The organism is Arthrobacter sp. R4-81, assembly GCF_054792365.1.
This window is the reverse complement of record NZ_CP096445.1, coordinates 2875859-2892484: the sequence shown is the minus strand read 5'-3', so window position 1 is coordinate 2892484 and position 16626 is coordinate 2875859. Positions and strand designations below refer to the sequence as shown.

Below are 16626 nucleotides of genomic sequence, written 5' to 3'. Positions count from 1 at the left end.
AAAAGCAGAGGAATCTGAGCATGGAATTGCTACCCACCATCTGGTTCGTCGCCATTGCTTTGTTGTGGACCGGCTACCTCTTTCTTGAAGGTTTCGACCTTGGCGTCGGCATGCTGATGAAGCTCTTCGCCCGCAACAACACCGACCGGCGCGTGCTGCTCAATACGATCGGGCCGGTCTGGGACGGAAACGAGGTGTGGCTCCTGACAGCGGCAGGTGCAACATTCGCAGCCTTCCCGCTCTGGTACGCCTCCCTGTTCTCTGCCCTCTACCTGCCACTTCTTTTGGTCCTTGTGGCGCTCATCTTCCGCGCTGTCGCCTTTGAGTACAGGGGAAAAGTGGACACTGAACGTTGGCGTGCCCGCTGGGACGTGGCGATTGCCGTCGGTTCGTTCCTGGCCGCGTTTGGCGTCGGTGCGACTTTGGCCCTGACCACCACAGGCCTTCCGCTCAACGCAAACGGGGACCGGGAAGGCGGCCCGTTTGCCTGGTTCAGCGGGTACGCGCTGCTCGGGGGATTCGCCGTCGTGGGCTTCGCGATAGTGCACGGCCTCGCCTTCCTGGCCCTGAAGACCGACGGCGGTGTCAGGCACCGGGCACGGCGCTGGTTTGTCCGGCTTTTGCCTGTCCTGCTGCTGCCCATGGCCGCGTGGGCGGTAAGTGTCCAGCTGCTCAGCGGCGAACCCTGGACGTGGGGTGCGGTTGTTATCGCGGTGGTTGCGGCCGTCCTGGCCTGGAGGTTCGCGCGGCGCGGCTCCGAAGGCAAGGCCTTCCTGGCTCTTGGCGTCTTCCTCGTGACGGGCACTGCCTCAATCTTCGGTGCTGCGTTCCCTGTGGTACTCCCGTCCACCATCAGTCCGGACTTCAGCCTCACGGTGTTCAATGCCTCTTCATCCCATTACACACTGGGGCTGATGAGCGTTGTTGCCGCTGTCGGGCTTCCCCTGGTCCTCGCTTACCAGGCGTGGACCTACTGGGTATTCCGGCGCCGGGTCAGCGCCAGCCACATCCCCGAGGCGCACAGCTTCCTTCCCGCGATTGCTGCCAAAGCCCTAGCCACCAAGGACTGATCCGCTGTGAGACCCAGCTTTCCCCCGGGACCGGCCACCAGGTCCGCCATCTACCTCCTGGGGCTCCTCGCCGCCCTGAAGGCATTGTCTCTTGTGCTGATGGCCCAGGCAGTTGCCTCTGTACTTGCCGGGTTGATGGCCCACGACCCGGCCTGGGGCCAGCAGTTGGCCTGGGGAATGGCCGGCGTTGTGCTGCGCTCGCTCACCACGTGGGCCCAGTCAGTCGCGGCCCGCCGGGCGGCATTGGGCGTCAAGGAACAACTGCGGTCCGAGCTCTTGGAGCGGGCCCTCCGGACCGGGACCCGCGGTGCCGGCCCCTCAGATGGGGGACTCGCCATTCTGGCCACTCGGGGACTGGACGCCCTGGACAGCTACTACACCCAGTTCCTGCCGGCGCTGGTCAATTGCACCGCGGTTCCTCTCCTGCTGGGGGCACGTATCCTCTTTGCCGACTGGATCAGCGCGGCAGTCATTGTGCTCACAGTCCCGCTCGTACCCGTGTTTATGGTCCTGATCGGCCGGTACACGGAAGATCGTGTCAGGGATGCCCAAACGGCACTCGCTCGACTGTCCGGGCACATGCTCGAACTTGCAAAGGGCCTGCCCGTGCTGGTTGGCCTGGGACGTGCCACTGCCCAGAGGAAAGCGCTTGAAGACATCTCGGATGAATACCGCATCCGCACCATGGGGACACTGCGCACCGCGTTCCTCTCCGCTCTGGCACTTGAACTGATTGCTACTATCTCCGTAGCTGTCGTGGCCGTGTTTATCGGAGTGCGCCTGGTCCACGGGGAGATGCCGCTGGAGGCGGGGCTTCTGGCACTGATCCTGGCCCCGGACTGCTATCTTCCCCTGCGCGAGCTGGGCACTGCCCATCATGCGAGCGACGACGGCCGGGCAGCGCTCGCGGAGGCCACGCGGGTCCTTGACGCGCCACAAGCCGTACCGCTGAACGCGGACCACCATAGGAACGACGACGACGGCGGTCCGCCAACCGTCGTCGTCCGTGATCTGGAGGTGATGTTCAGTGGAAGAGACACTCCCGCCGTCGCGCCACTGTGCTTTGAGGCGGCAGCCGGGAGCATCACTGCCCTGGACGGAGTAAGTGGCGCAGGAAAAAGCACTGTGCTTGGCGTGCTCGCAGGAACGGTCGGAAACAGTGGTTCCACCAGAGTCCTTGGCGGAATAGCAGGCTTCAACCGTGGGGATCTGGCATGGGTGCCACAGCACCCTGTCATGGTCGCACCGACCGTGCGGGATGAGGTGGAGCTTTATCTGACTGCTTCGCACAAGGGTGTCCTGCCCGACGCCGAGGGCATTAGAGAATCTGCGGAGCGCTGCCTCGCTGAAGTGGCGGCGGCCCACCTTGCAGGCAAGCATCCGGCCGAGTTGAGCCCAGGAGAGCTGCGGCGCGTTGCGCTGGCCCGTGGACTGGCCAGAATCGAAGCGGGAGCCTCCCTGCTGCTGCTGGATGAGCCCACAGCGCACCTGGATCCTGAGACAGCTTCCGTCATCAACCACGTCATCCGGGCACTGCGAGGCCGCGTGACAATCGTCCTCGTCGCCCATGATCCGGCCACTCGACAGCTGGCCGACAAGATTGTTCACGTGGCACCTGAACCTGGCGCCCGGGCGGATTCACACGAAGCAGAGGCTCCGGTTGCAGAGTTGCCGGCAGCTGAGCTCGGTTCCGGCGCAGTCTCCTCCGTCGTCTCTACTGCACTTTCCGCCCATTCCGTAATGCGCTCCAGCTCCAGCTCCATCCCCGCAGTCACAGAGGGTGCGTGGAGGGGCAGTACCTTCCGGGCATTGCGAAGCCTGCTCGCCCCCGAAGCGCTGAAGTTCACCTCAGCGGCGGTCGTCGGAGTGCTTGCCTCGCTCTTCGCCGTCGCGCTCGCAGGGCTGTCCGGCTGGTTAATCATCCGGGCGAGTGAGCAACCACCCATTCTGTATCTGCTCACGGCCATCGTTGGCGTCAGGTTCTTCGGCATCGGCCGTGCCGTCCTGCGTTACTGTGAGCGGCTGCTCCTGCACGATGCCGTCTTCGCCGCATTAACTTCCCTCCGCGGACAGCTGTGGGAATCGCTCAGCAGACGGGCGCTGGCGGTCCGGAAACTGCTGCAAGGCGGCCAGGTGCTTGGTTCTGTCATCGACGACGTCGACACCGTGCGTGACCTGCTGCCCAGAGTTGTACTGCCCCCGTTGACCGCAATCGCTGTGGCTGCAGCGGCTGTCCTGTCTACCGGACTCCTGCTGCCCGCGGCCTTGCCTGCCACGGCAGTTGCAGCCCTGTTGTCGCTGCTGGTTTCTCCGGTTCTGGCGCTCCTTGCCGACAGGATGTCATCCCGCACGGAACAGCGGCTTCGAACCGGGGTGCTCCGGGATGTGGCGGCAGCGCTGGATGCCCGATTTGAGCTTCATGCAAACGACGCCACAGGACCTGTTCTCTCGGTGATCCGGGACGCTGACCGTGCTGCCACGGCGGCCTCGCTGCGCTCGGCTTGGGCTGAGGGCCTCGGGCAGGCCCTCACCGTTCTGGCATGCGGGGGAGCGGCCCTGATCTCTGCCGTGCTCGCCGCACCGGTTGTGTTGGCGGGGGCTGTGGAACCTGCGACGGCGGCAGTTGTTGTTCTGCTTCAGCTGGCGCTCGTGGAACCGTACTCCGCCATAGCAAGCTCAGTCCGGCAGTATCCCGCCCTCCGCTCGGTACTGCAGCGCACCAGCGGAGCCGGGGATTTGGCTGGTTCCGACGGGGAGAATCCTGCCGGTGGGGACAAGTTTGGGATGAACCCTGCCCGGGCCGCAAAGACCAAAGATGGTCTGGTCCCGGTCCGCGGGCGCACCGGGGATCGGGCGGGAGTCGAATTGGATGGCCTTACCGCAGCCTGGCCGGGAGGGCTGCCGGTTTTTGAGGAGTTGTCAGCCGCTGCCGAACCCGGGACCTGGCTGGCTGTCACCGGGGCCTCGGGATCCGGTAAGTCCACGCTGTTGTCCGTCATCCTTGGCTTCCTGCCGGCCAGGCAGGGCGGCGTTCTCGTCACCGGAAAAGTGGCGTGGTGCCCCCAGGAGGCGCATCTTTTTGACTCCACCATCAGGGGAAACCTGATGCTGGGACTGCCTGGTTCTGAAAACGAAAACTCGAAGGGTGAAGGGGCTCAGCGTCAGACTGCGGACGCTGCGATGAAGGCCGCCCTTACCGCGGTGGGCTTGGCTCCGCTGATGGACAGGCTGACTGAGGGCCTGGACACCAGGATCGGGCCGTCCGGGTCCTTCCTGAGTGGTGGCGAGCGTCAGAGGCTTGCGGTGGCCCGCACGCTGATGGCCGGGGCGGACGTCATTCTGTTGGATGAACCCACGGCGCATCTGGATGCCGCATCGGGACGGGCTATGCTGGCGGACCTTCGTAGCGGGCTGAAAGAAAAGACAGTTGTTTTGGTGAGCCACAACCCGGCCGACATCCACTCGACTGACCACGTCATCCGTCTTGAGGAGCACGCGGGCCGTACTACGAGGCCTATTCTGGCGCGGGCAGGAGCAGGAGGCTAGCCTGTTGCCATGGATCACGACCCTGCCACTTACCGCAATCCACCCCGGCAGGCCGGAATACTGCCACGACTGCTGTCATGGCGCCCGGCCACGCTGCAGGACCTTGATTCCTGGGCCGGACTGATTGAACGGACTGCAGCCGTGGAACAGCCCGTCTGGTTCGAACGGCGGGAGGACCTGATCCAGATCCTGGAGTCAAAGAAAAACCACCCTGCAGCCAACACCATCATCGGTGTGGACGAAGAGGGGATTCCCCGGGCGTACGCACGCATCACCAAGAACCCGGACGGGGACAAGGCCTACGGTTTTGGCTGTGTGGATCCGGAGTGGCAGCGAAGGGGGATAGGAACGGCCCTGCTTGGCTGGCTGGAGACACGGACCGTAGCCAGGTTCGCGGAGGACCTGGCTGCCAACGGAGGTGGCCCGGACCAAAGCCCCGTGTCTCGGCGCGCGCGTCTTCGCCTCCATATGGAAGAGCAGCACCGCCACCAGGCCGGACTGTTCGACCGGATCGGGTTCGTCGTCGTCCGTTACTACAACGAGATGCACCGGCCGCTGAATACGCCGCTGCCCGATTCCTACCTCGATAGCGGTCTGGAGCTTGTGGGGATGGTGCCGCACCTTAGCGAGCCAGTGCGGGAGGCCCACAACGATGCCTTCCGGGACCATTGGGGGAGCGAACCACGGGACGAGGAATCCTGGTCGGATACTGTGAACGGTCCCTTGGCGCGCCCGGACCTCAGTGCCGTTGTCCTGGACCCCCTCACCGGAAGGGTTGCAGGTTATCAACTGGCCACGCATGATCCTCACATTGCCGTGATCCGGGGTTACACCGAGGGGTACACGGATTTGCTGGGGGTCAGGCGGGAATATCGCGGCCGGGGCATCGCGAGTGCACTCCTTGCAGACGCCATGAGAAGGTTCGCGGCGGCCGGGATGGATAAAGCTTCCCTGGATGTCGACTCGGAGAACCCGACAGGTGCCCTCGCGCTCTACACGAAGATGGGCTACGCCGTTGTGAACCGAAGTATGGCGTGGGATAAGGAATTGTAGGCGCAGTCAGCCATACAACGTTGTAATATTTTGAGCAACGGCACTTCTTTCGAACACAAATAAGGGGAACCTCCATGGCAGCGACACTTCATGACGTTGCACGGGTGGCAGGAGTCTCTTTCAAGACGGTCTCAAATGTCATCAATAATCATCCTCACGTGCGCCCAGTCACCCGCAGCAAGGTCGAGGCGGCCATCGCGGAATTGGGCTACCGGCCCAATCTGGCGGCGCGGAGCCTGAGATCCGGCCACACGGGTGCCATCACCCTCGCAGTTCCGCAGCTCAAATTGCCCTACTTCGCCGAGCTCGCCGATGCCGTCATTGCAGCCGCCGAGGCGAGGGGCCTCGTTGTACTGATCGAACAAACAGGTGGGAACCGCGAGCGCGAACTTGAGGTCCTTTCCAGCCCGCGCCTGCAGATGTCGGACGGGTTGCTGTTCAGCCCCCTGGGACTCGGCGAAGAAGACTCCGCCCTGGTGAAGTCTGACGTGCCGATGGTCCTCTTGGGCGAGCGCATTTTTTCCGGCGACTGCGACCACGTCACGATGCAGAACGTAGCTGCAGCCCGGGCTGCCACAGATCACTTGCTGGACCTGGGCCGCAGCCGCATAGCCGTGGTGGGTGCCCACGACGGTGAAGTCATCGGCTCGGCAGGGTTGAGGCTCCGGGGATACCGTGAAGCCTTGGCGGCACGAGGCATAGCCTATGAGGATTCCATCGTGGCCTATATGTGGTCCTGGCATCGTTCCAACGGTGCGGCCGCGATGCGCGAACTCCTTGCCAGGGGAGTCACTTTTGATGCTGTGTTCGGCATGAACGACACCCTGGCGCAGGGTGCAATGCGCGTACTCCAGCAGGCGGGTTGCCGGGTGCCCGAGGATGTGGCCATCATCGGGTTTGATGACCTGGACGAGACACGCTATTCATTGCCAACGCTCAGCACTGTGGACCCGGGCCGTGTGGAAATTGCCGAGACGGCCATCCGGGTGCTCCTCGAGCGGATCATGCACCCGGACGGCTCGGCTCCCCAGGAAATCGAAACCACCTTCAAGGTGGTGGCCCGGGAGTCCACCCTGGGCCAGGCGGCTGGTCCAGCGATTCCGCATTCGCGGCCCTAGTCCCAGCCGGTAACGGGCCAGCCGTCCACCCACTGCAGGTTGAGCAGGCCAAGGCGGAAAGCGCCGTCGAGCTTGGCATCGTAGTAGTGGAAGGCGAGCGTGTCCCCGGAAACAGACTGTCCGCCCGGGCCCACCCTTTCATCAGCCGTGGTCAGGACAGGGGTGCCGCCGCCGTCGAGCAATGCCACACCATCCTGACCGATATATGGGCCTGTCACCTCTTCGGAACGCCCCACTGCAATGTTGTAGGTGCTTTCCAAGCCCTGACAACAAAAGTCTCGGGAGACGAAGAGGTAGTAATAGCCGTCCCGCGGCAGAATGTACGGCGCTTCGATGGCGTTGGGCGGCGATTTCCTGTCGGCAATGCGAACCGGTTCGGCCGTGTTGGCCCGGAGGCCTCCCGGCCACTTCAGTTCCACGAGCTGTATCCCCGTCCAGAAGGATCCGAAGGCCATCCAGGGAGTGCCGTTGTCATCCTCCACGATGCCGGCGTCGATAGCGTTGAAGTGCTGGCCCCCCGAAGAGATCACTTCGCCCTTATCAACCCACTGGTAGCCGGGCTCCTCGGGGTCCAGGGTGGTGTTCGTGGCAAGGGCAATAACGGAGTTGTTCTTGCCGAAGGTAGACGCCGAGTAGTAGAGGTACCAGATGCCGTTGTGCTCGTAGAGCTCGGGGGCCCAAAGGTTGTCCACCCCAGGCACGGCCTTCTTCAGCCACTCGGGTTTCTTCTGCCACACCTCGCCCGCGTAGGTCCACTCCTTGCCGTCCTCGGAGCGTCGGATCTGGATGTTTCCGTCGGCCGTCTGACCGTTGCCCGTCGAGTATACAAACCAAGGACCGCCTTCTTTCCCTGCAACAAGGGCGGGGTCGTGCGTGAAGAAGTCCCCGGTGAGCTCTTTTGTGCTTCCTTGAGCTGCCGCAGCGTCTGTCCCTGCTGTCGTACAACCGGACAGTCCCACTGCCACGGCAAGTCCTGCGGCCAGCACCGCTGCCAGCGCCCATTTCGTGCGGCTGGCTGCGGTGCTGGGCCCGCGTAACAACCCCATTAGGCGAGCGCGACGGCGGACCAGGACACCGGAGGCAATGTCACCGTGAGCACACCGTCCTCCAGGACAGTGCCGTTGAGCGGTTTGAGACCGACGCGGTTCTGGTCCTGGAGCGTGTTCCTGGCGTAAACGTCCTCATCGTGCAGAGTGACAGCCTCGCTGATGACCGTGGCATTGAGTTCAGCCACCCTGACCGTAATGTCGATCGCTTCCGTCTGGCTCCGGTTTACGAGGAAAAGTGCCGACTGTCCGGTTCGGGCGTCGGCGGTGGCGACGGCATCCACGAGCTGAGCTTCTCCGTAAACGGCGGTTGTATAGGTTCCGGCATCGATCCGGGGCCGCAGTACCTCGCCACGAGCCAACCGGGACGTCACTGAGAAGGGGAAAAACGTAGTCTGCCGCCAGGCGGCCCCACCCGGTTCTGTCATGATGGGGGCGATGACGTTGACCAGTTGGGCCAGCGACGCGGACGCCACCCGGTCATGATTCTTGAGCAGGGTGATCAGCAGGTTACCGAACACCACGGCGTCGGCCACCGAATAGACGTCCTCCAGCTGGCGGGGCGCGTGGACCCATTCCTCATTCACCTCGTCGGAGGCCTGGTGCTCATCGAGGTACCAGATGTTCCACTCATCGAAGGAAAGCTGGATGGTCTTCTTGCTCTTCAGCTTGTGCTTGACGTGGTCGGCGGTAGCCACCACAGTCTCGATGAAGTACTGCATGTCCAGGGAGGATGCCAGGTACGAGCCGAGGTCTCCGTTGCGTTCCTGGTAGTAGGCGTGGCAGGAGATGTAGTCCACATAGTCGTAGCTGTGCTCAAGGACCACGCGCTCCCACTCGCCGAAGGTCGGCATTGAGGAACTCGAAGAGCCGCAGACCACCAGCTCGAGGTTCTTGTCCGCGGTCTTCATGGCAGATGCCGTTCGTGCGGCCAGCTTTCCATAGTTGTCAGCGGACATGTGGCCTATCTGCCACGGTCCGTCCATTTCGTTGCCCAGGCACCACATGCGGATGTTGTAAGGGTCCTTGGCACCGTTGGCGATGCGTTGTTCACTCAGGGTGGTGCCGGAGGGGTGATTGGCGTACTCGAGCAGGTCCAGCGCGGCATCAATCCCGCGGGTACCGAGGTTGACCGCCATCATCAGCTCTGAATCCGTGAGGGCGCACCAGCGGGCGAACTCGTCGATCCCCACCTGGTTTGTTTCCAGGGAGTGCCATGCGAGGTCCCTCCTGACAGGCCGCTGGTCCCTGGGCCCGACGCCGTCTTCCCAGCGGTAGCCGGAGACGAAGTTGCCACCGGGGTAGCGGATGGTGCTTGAGCCAAGTTCCTTGACGAGGTCCACAACATCGAGCCGGAAGCCATCATCGTTGGCTGTAGGGTGGCCGGGCTCGTAGATCCCGTCGTAGACGCACCGGCCCAAATGCTCCACGAACGAACCGAAGATACGGCGGCTTACAGGGGCAACGACGGCAGAACGGTCAATGGTAATCACCGACGGGGCGACCGCGTCCAGCTGGACGGTGTTGTCCGGGGTGTCCGTGTTGCCGACTTTGGTGCTGGCAGGAGAAGTCAATTGTCTGTTTCCTATTCTGTATAACGTTGTAAAGAGTGGCCGGAGCATCCGGGGCCACACAGCATTGCAGATCCGGCTAGTAGGAGGGTTCCAAAGCGCTTAGATGCCGTCCTACGAGCCACCCGGAGAGCAAAAGCGGGAGTGAAGCGCCCATCAGCGGGACCAGAACGTTTATGCCTGCGAAGACAACGGCCATTGCCACGTAGCTGGCTATCAGGGATAGGCCAAGCAGGGGAGAGGCCAAAGGAAGCATGAACGCCAGGCGCCACGTCCTGAACACGGTGTCGCGGTAGCGCGTACAGACATCTACGGCGGTCCCGGCTGCGGCCAGCGTGGCTGCCCCTGCAACCACTGAGAGGACCAGCAACACTGCCAGGACCGGGGAGGACCCTGTTGTCGGTGCGGTTGGGTCCAATGCTGCGGAATGGAGCGAAGCGGAGCTCACCAGGGACAGTCCGTTCAGCACAAGAACGGCGGCTGCAACCCAGAAGATGCTGCCCACCTTGTTGGCGTGAAGAAACTGGGAGCGATAGGCCGTGATGAAATCCCTGACGGGGTGCTCACCCAGGGTTCCCGTCCGCAGCCGGGCGAGCATGGTGGACGCGGCCACGGCCGAAGGGAAGAGCCCGGGAACAACACCCCCCGCCAGGACTCCTGCCACAAACAGCAGGTTGATCAGGACCAAATTCACGGCAAAGTCTAGCCAACTCATCAGCCGGCCAGCCCAACCCAAGGCTTCCTCGTTCATGGTTACGACTCCTTGGTCCCGGACCAGGCGACGCCGTCCTTGTCGATCCCACTGAAGGAGAGCGCCGCTTGACCCTTTGACCAGTCCCAGGAGGCAAACACCACAGAGTCCACGTCAACGCCATCGAGTTCGACGCCGTCGATCTCAACGCTGACACGGACCATCACGTTGGACGGCGATCCATCCGACGGCACTGCGGCATCGGCCTCCAGTTCCGCCGCCACAGCGTTCACCAGCTCCGTGGATGATGGATCCAGGCGGATGACCCGCCACTTGCCGGAAATCACCTGGGGTGTCTTGATCACCTCCTCCGCCTCCCCGGCGAAGGGCTGGGGTGATACAACGGGCCAGCCTGTTTCCGTAAAAAACAGCCGTCGGAGCTGTACCGTGTGCTGGGACGGGTCATCGGCAAAGCGGACATGATGCACCATGAAGTGCTCGTCACCTGCTTGCCCCGGGCGGGTGAAAACAGAATTGTGGCCAGGTGCGAGCCAACCGGTGTCGCCGTCGAAACGGTAGCTTCCCAGCACCTTGGTGCCTATGGAACCCGGTTCTTGCTCAAGATCCGTCATGGCAGCGCCATTGAAGTCCCGATAGGGCCCGGTAATCGAGCCGGCGACGGCAATCCGCACGTTGTAGGTGCCGAAGAGGGAATCATAGGAAGCGAACAGGACATACTTATCCTCTTCCGGACGGTACATGATGTAGGCGCCTTCGATGGCACCTTCAACCGAAAGCTGGCGGCACGCAATGAGCGAGCCGAGGTCACCATCTCTGATTGGCCTGCCTGTGGACCTGTCGAGCGGCAAGGTATAGATGCCGGAAAAGAACGATCCGTAAGTGAGCCAGGCTGCCCCGTCTGCGTCGAAGGTCACTGCGGCGTCAATGGCGTTCTGTGTGTGCTCCCCGCTCCGGGTAGCCACTACAAGGCCAAGGTCCTCCCACGGCCCAGAAGGGTCAGGTGAAACGGCCAGGCCTATGGCCGACGTGTTCGATCCGAAGGTGGAAGCCGAGTAGTACATATGCCACCTGCCCTCATGCCAGCGGACAACTTCGGGAGCCCACAATCCCTGTGCTCCCGTCCAGTCAAAAGCCGGACCCGGAACGCCGTCGAGCGCTGTTCCGGCATAACTCCAGGTAACAAGGTCCCTCGATGTCCGGATGTGCACCCCCGCGGGAACCGATGCCGAATTCGCGACAGCATCGGTGGAGTACATGTAGAAGGTTCCGTCATCTGACTGGACCACAGTTGGGTCATGGGCGTGCCGGCCACCCCACGTTGCGGACACTCCGGTGGGTTCCGGGCGCATTGGCTGCAGCCTCTGGGGGATGACGCCGGCGCTCACCCTTTGGCCCCCGTCAGTGCGATTGATTCAATGATCTGCCGCTGGAAGACGACAAAGACGATCAGGACCGGCAGGAGCGCCACGAAGGAAGCAGCCATGATGAGGGGATAGTCCGTCTGGATGGCGTACTGGGCGTTGAAGTTGGCAATGACCAGCTGCAGGGTTTGTGTGCCTGGTGAGTTGAGGTAGATGATCGGCGCCAGATAGTCATTCCACATGGCCATAAACCAAAGAATGAACTGTGCCGCAAGGGCAGGCCTCACAGCCGGCAGGATCAGTGTCCAGAAAATCTGCAAGTAGGAAGCGCCGTCGATTCTGGCCGCCTCCACGATAGAGTCCGGCACGCTGTTGAGGAACTGACGGAGGAAAAAGATCATGACGATGTTTCCAAACAAACCCGGCACGATCAAGGGAAGCAGCGTGTCCACCCAGCCGATGCTCGCGAAAATGGTGAATTGGGGAATCATCAGGGTGGGAAACGGAATCATCAGCCCGGCCAGCAGCCCAAGGAAGATGGCGTTTTTGAAGGGCATCCGCAGTTTCGCGAAGGCAAAGGCAGCAAGGGCAGAGGTCAGGGACCCGACAATCGTCACGGAACATGCCACTATCAGGCTGTTCTGGATGCCGCTTAGCAACGGCCCGGCCGTCCAGATTCTGGCGTAGTTTTCCCACACGAAAGGATCCGGGATCCACTGGGGCGGGAGCTCGAAGACGCCCTCGCGGGTCTTGAGCGAGGTGGAGAAGGTCCAGGCGAGCGGAGCAATCATAATGACGGCTCCAAGGAGCAGGATGATTCCAACCAGGATGTTCCCGGGGTTGGTCCTGCGTTTGCTGCGTTGGGGCACGACGGCGGTTGGGCTACCGTCGCTGCTGCCCTTGCCGGACCCCTCGGGGATTCTGTGGACCGGTTTCAGGGGCGCTGGGGTGATGACGCGCTGTGTCGACATGGCTGCCTGCCTCAATCGATCGAGAACTGGTTGCGGCGGTTGAGCCGGAACTGGATGAAAGTGATGATGAACACCAGGAGCCCCAGAACCACGGACATGGCGGAGGCGTAACCCATCTGCAGGTTGTCAAAGGCTTTTTGCCAGATGTACCAGACGATGGAGGCGGACTCGAATTCCGGGCCGCCCGTAGGGGTCATGATGTTGATTTCAACGAAGATCTGGCTGCCTCCGATGATGCTCGTAACAATCAGGAAGAATGTGACCGGCCGGACCATCGGGATGGTGATGTGGCGGAACTGCTGCCACGGGCTGGCTCCGTCCAGGGATGCGGCTTCGTAGAGGTAGCGGGGGACAGACTGCAAAGCTGCCAGGTACAGCAGCATTGAGTAGCCCAGGCCCTTCCAGACGGCCATGATGATGAGGGCAGGCTTGACGGTGGAAGTGTCTTGAAGCCAGTTCGGCCCGTCGATGCCGACCAGGGACAGGCCTTGATTGATCAGTCCAAAGTCTCCGTTGAAGGCCCACTGCCAAAGGATGGCTACTGCCGCGATGGAGGAGATGACCGGCAGGTAGTACACAGTCCGGAAGAAAGTTGTGCCGCGCATCTTGCGGTTCAGGGCCAACGCAAGGGCGAGGGAGATGACAAGGCCCACGGGAATGCCGATCATCATGTAAAACGTGTTCCACAAGGACTTCAGGAAGTACCGGTCCTCGAACATTTTGACGTAGTTGTCGACGCCCTTGAACTTGGGACTCGAAATGCCGTTCCAATTGGTGAACGACGCGTACACGGAGAACAGCAGCGGAAAAAGTGTAAACAACAGGAACCCGATCACCGGGATAGCCACGAAGAGCAGGGCGGCCAGGTGTTCCTTCCGGTGGAGCCTTGAGCGGCGCATGGTCATGGACATCGGCGGATCCTCTTTGATTTGGCGGTGATGAGAGGTATGGGAGGGGTGCCGCGGCTGCGCTCGGATGCAGCCGCGGCACCGGTCTTGGGGACCGTGGGTGAGGTCAGCCGATACCAGCCTGCTGGTTTGCGGCATCAAGGAACTGCTGCATCCTGGGCTGTGCTTCCTTCAGGTAGTCCTTGGCCGATTGTTTGCCGTCCAGCACAGGCTGGATGTTGGTGAACAGTTCGTCGTACCACTCTGCGTTGTAAGTGTTTCCACCCGGAAGTGCCCGTCCGTAGTCCTTGACGATCTCCAGGAACTCAGCCTTGTTGGCCGGTTTGGTGGTGGTGTCGGCGGCCCAGGTCTCGGCCATATCCTTCAGGTTGGGGATCTGGATGCCGGCCTTTACCAGCGATTCCTGTGCCTCTTTGTTTGCTGTCAGGAATTCAACAAGCTTCACGGCTTCCTCGGGATGCTGGGTATTTTCCGATACTGCAATCCCCAGGGTTCCCGTCCAAGTCGCGGGTTTGCCTGTCTTGCCGGCAGGGTAGGGGATGACGTCCCAGTCAAAGCCAAGCTTCTGGTAGGTGGACAGGTCCCACGGCGCGATGGGGAAGAACCCGATTTCGCCCTTCATCCATCGCTGGTAGGTGTCAAGGGTCTGTGCCTCTGCCACGGAAGGAGTTACGCCATGGACGTTCTGGAGGTCAGCGAACCACTGCAGGGTCTCGGCGAATTCAGGGGTGTCCACCGTGACTTTGGTCCGGTCCTCGTTCAGCCAGTCGCCGCCGTTGGACCATACAAAGGGCTGGAGATTCCACTGGACGTTCAGGCCGTTGCCCCACTGATCCAGGCTGCCGTCACCATTTGTGTCGGCCGTGAGCTTTTTGGAGATGTCGACGAACTGGTCAAAGGTGTAGGGCTTGTCCTTGTCCGGCAGTGGAATCCCGGCTTTTTCGAACATTGTCTTGTTGTAGCCAAAGGAAAACGGTCCGACATCCTTGGGCAGGGCGTAGATGGCTCCCTGGCCTGTCAGTTTGCCGTCGAAGCGGTAGCTGTCTACGCCGTATTCCCAAATGTTGTCCAGGTCAATGGTGTCTGACTTCTCTACATATTCGGTGATGTCTTTGACAATCCCGTTCTGCACGTACGCCTGTACATCGCCAGGACCGATGTAGAACACATCTGGAACCTGCTTGCCGGCGATGGCGGCCTTCAGCTTGGTGGCGTACTGATCAGCGGTGGTAACAATAATGTCGACGTCGACGCCGTTGTCCTTTTCGAATTGGGAGACAGCCTGTTCGTACGCCTTTTTTTCGTCCTCTCCGCCTCGGAACATAAAGGTCAGCTTCTTTTCGCCGGCTTCTGCGCCGGTGGGGGCGGAGCAACCGCCGAGCATAAGACCGGCCGCGGCAACGAATGCCAGGGCTGCGGCCATGGGACGTGACTTCTTCATCACGTAGTCCTTCCGGTTGGTATTACGATGAGGGCCAGCGGTCGGCGTCGAGGCAGACCGGCATCCGGGCCCGGATGATTTGCAACGTTGTAAGAAATATCACACGCGCCTTGCCCCTGCGTCAAGACTGTCGCTTCAGGAATTGTTCACGCTAACTTCTTTTGATGTCAGGGCGCCACTTGCGCCATGTGCGGCTGCTGTAAAACCCCTTGACTCCTCGGAACCCCCATGTCATATTCATCGTTACAACGTTGCAATTTTTCTGCCGTCCAGTGCATCCTGCGTCGCGGAACCTACCCGTCAAGCCAACTTTCGGAAGGAACACGTGATGATGAAGTCACGTCTGTCACGTCTTTGGGGTGTGGGGCTAGTCGGCCTGACAGCTCTGCTCAGCCTCTCCCTGACGGCCTCGGCGCTGCCGCCCGAAGCCGTGAAGCCAGTGAAGGCAAGCCCGTCGTCCTACCAACCGACCAGCGCACTAAAAAACCGTGCCACTGAGCGGCAATCCGTCCAGGAGGACTTGCCGGGCGGCAAATCCGTCGTGGGGGAGACCTCGCCCATACATGACCCGGCGCTGATCATCGATAATGATGGCACCTGGTACGTGTACTCCACAGGACTCTTGAATCGTGAAAACGGCGGGACCATCCAGATTTGGTCCTCGCACGACGCCGGCACTACCTGGCAGCGCGCGGGCTTTGTCTGGGACCGGATTCCAACATGGATTGATGAGCACTTCGCAGACGGCCAGCTCCCGGACAACCTTTGGGCTCCGGAGATCGTAGAGAACGACGGAACGTACTATCTGTACTACTCGGCCTCGCGCTTTGGCGGCAACAAGTCCCTGACGGCACTGGCAACCAACACCACCCTGGACCCAGCCGACCCGGATTACGAATGGGTGGACAGGGGACTGGTGGTGGCATCCCCAGTGACCGGGCTTGATCCCAATAACCCGAACAAGACGTTCAACGCCATCGACGCCGGGATCGTCGAAGATGCTGACGGTACGCCGTACATGGCGATCGGATCCTTTTGGTACGGCATTTTCCTGGTCCCGATCGAGTGGCCCAGCGGCAAGCCGGTGGCGAACTGGGAGTCGAAGACGGTCAATATTGCGGACCGCTTCATGGCGGGCAATCCCATTGAGGCGCCCTACATCACAAAACACGGCGAGTATTTCTATCTCTTCGTTTCCTTCGGCTTCTGCTGCCGAGGAGCCGATTCCACGTACGAGGTGGCCGTGGGAAGGTCCACGTCCGTCACCGGTCCCTATCTGGACAAGGATGGCAAAGACATGTTCGGTGGCGGTGGCTCAACGGTGTTGGACAGCCACGGTGCAGTGAACGGTCCTGGTGGTCAGTCCGTCTTCGGTGACTACCTGGCCTTCCATTATTACGACGCATCCAACGAGGACATTCCGTATTTCCCCACCTTGGGTATCCAGAAAATTGCCTGGGTGGATGGTTGGCCGGAATTCAACCAGACGGTCGGCGTTCCTGCGATTACTAAGCAGCCGCGGCCTGTCACGGCAAATTCCGGTAAGCCGGCCGTCTTCAAAGCGACGGCGACCGGTGTGCCGGGACCCGTTGCAGTCTGGGAATCGTCTTCGGACAACGGTGTTACGTGGAAAGCGGCGGGCGGGAAAGCCGGCACCAAACGAACTGACGAGGGTACGTACGTCTCAAGCCTGGATCTTACGCCCGTGACCGCTCGGCAGGACGGACTCCTGATTCGCGTGGTGTTCCGGAATGCCCATGGCAAGGCGGTTACGGAGCCTGCAAGGCTGACTGTGACCGGCTAGCAGTGCCGGGCGTGGACGGCGCTGC

At 61.6% G+C, this 16626-nt stretch carries 12 protein-coding genes; 5 read left to right on the top strand and 7 right to left on the bottom strand.

Translation table 11 applies throughout. From position 1 onward, the window contains the following. Positions 1–20 precede the first annotated feature (20 nt). The 4 genes from cydB to M1E05_RS13470 all read left to right on the top strand — a co-directional run bounded on the left by cydB (position 21) and on the right by M1E05_RS13470 (position 6787). Positions 21–1070 (top strand): cytochrome d ubiquinol oxidase subunit II, encoded by a 1050-nt coding sequence (cydB, locus tag M1E05_RS13485; protein WP_461163258.1) that lies wholly within the window; start codon positions 21–23, stop codon positions 1068–1070. Between the two features lie 6 nt (positions 1071–1076). Beyond that, entirely contained in the window at positions 1077–4616 is a 3540-nt protein-coding gene (gene cydD, locus M1E05_RS13480) for a thiol reductant ABC exporter subunit CydD (protein ID WP_461163257.1), read from the top strand. Positions 4617–4625: 9 nt separating this feature from the next. Continuing rightward, positions 4626–5669 (top strand): GNAT family N-acetyltransferase, encoded by a 1044-nt coding sequence (locus M1E05_RS13475; protein WP_461163256.1) that lies wholly within the window; start codon positions 4626–4628, stop codon positions 5667–5669. A gap of 74 nt (positions 5670–5743) precedes the next feature. Further along, positions 5744–6787, top strand: coding sequence for a LacI family DNA-binding transcriptional regulator (locus M1E05_RS13470; RefSeq protein WP_461163255.1), 1044 nt, complete (start codon positions 5744–5746; stop codon positions 6785–6787). Here the strand turns inward: M1E05_RS13470 and M1E05_RS13465 are convergent. The 7 genes from M1E05_RS13465 to M1E05_RS13435 all read right to left on the bottom strand — a co-directional run bounded on the left by M1E05_RS13465 (position 6784) and on the right by M1E05_RS13435 (position 14797). Then, a complete protein-coding gene (locus M1E05_RS13465; RefSeq protein ID WP_461163254.1) occupies positions 6784–7833 on the bottom strand; it encodes an arabinan endo-1,5-alpha-L-arabinosidase in 1050 nt (349 codons plus the stop codon). The genes M1E05_RS13470 and M1E05_RS13465 overlap by 4 nt on opposite strands. Next, positions 7833–9347, bottom strand: coding sequence for an arabinosylfuranosidase ArfA (arfA, locus tag M1E05_RS13460; protein WP_461165248.1), 1515 nt, complete (start codon positions 9345–9347; stop codon positions 7833–7835). The genes M1E05_RS13465 and arfA overlap by 1 nt, the downstream gene beginning before the upstream one ends. A 136-nt stretch (positions 9348–9483) precedes the next feature. Beyond that, positions 9484–10155: a DUF624 domain-containing protein gene (locus M1E05_RS13455; protein ID WP_461163253.1), complete on the bottom strand. Its 672-nt coding sequence runs from the start codon at positions 10153–10155 to the stop codon at positions 9484–9486. A gap of 2 nt (positions 10156–10157) precedes the next feature. After that, a complete protein-coding gene (locus tag M1E05_RS13450) occupies positions 10158–11465 on the bottom strand; it encodes a family 43 glycosylhydrolase (protein WP_461163252.1) in 1308 nt (435 codons plus the stop codon). A gap of 32 nt (positions 11466–11497) precedes the next feature. Beyond that, positions 11498–12448 (bottom strand): carbohydrate ABC transporter permease, encoded by a 951-nt coding sequence (locus tag M1E05_RS13445; protein ID WP_461163251.1) that lies wholly within the window; start codon positions 12446–12448, stop codon positions 11498–11500. Between the two features lie 11 nt (positions 12449–12459). Next, positions 12460–13359 (bottom strand): carbohydrate ABC transporter permease, encoded by a 900-nt coding sequence (locus M1E05_RS13440; protein ID WP_458110821.1) that lies wholly within the window; start codon positions 13357–13359, stop codon positions 12460–12462. 103 nt (positions 13360–13462) lie between these two features. After that, positions 13463–14797, bottom strand: a complete 1335-nt coding sequence (locus M1E05_RS13435; protein ID WP_461163250.1) for an ABC transporter substrate-binding protein — start codon at positions 14795–14797, stop codon at positions 13463–13465. Positions 14798–15125: 328 nt separating this feature from the next. Between M1E05_RS13435 and M1E05_RS13430 the strand changes: the two genes are divergently transcribed. Next, the gene (locus tag M1E05_RS13430) at positions 15126–16601 is read left to right on the top strand and encodes a glycoside hydrolase family 43 protein (protein WP_461163249.1); all 1476 of its coding nucleotides are present in this window, start codon (positions 15126–15128) and stop codon (positions 16599–16601) included. Positions 16602–16626: the final 25 nt, after the last annotated feature.